Genomic DNA, 257 nt, shown 5'->3' on the forward strand with positions numbered 1-257 from the left:
GCTGTCAGGCCCTATTTTTCAAAATTCGATTTGTCAAAGCCAGATTCAGATGTCGTAGCGCTGGCTATTTACAGATGTCGTGTTTCTGACCTTGGGTTTGGGTCTGTCTTTCACGGTTTGCATCACACGCAGTGTCGAAGGATGCCGGGCTGAACGGGCAGGGCGTGTCAGCCGGTTCAGTGAGTGCGTGCAGACCGCTGGCCAGGTGTGGAAGGCGCCGTTGACGGCTGCGCGATCTGCACGATTGCCTGATCGAG

At 55.6% G+C, this 257-nt stretch carries 1 protein-coding gene; it reads right to left on the reverse strand.

Annotation, left to right across the window (positions count from 1 at the left end; genetic code table 11):
* Window positions 1-45: 45 nt before the first annotated feature.
* Window positions 46-257, reverse strand: a 212-nt coding sequence (locus SB753_RS38945; RefSeq protein WP_410805401.1) for a hypothetical protein, incomplete at its 5' end; no start/stop codon positions are given.

The sequence above is a fragment of the Paraburkholderia sp. SIMBA_053 genome, assembly GCF_046534895.1.
Lineage (GTDB): Bacteria > Pseudomonadota > Gammaproteobacteria > Burkholderiales > Burkholderiaceae > Paraburkholderia > Paraburkholderia caledonica.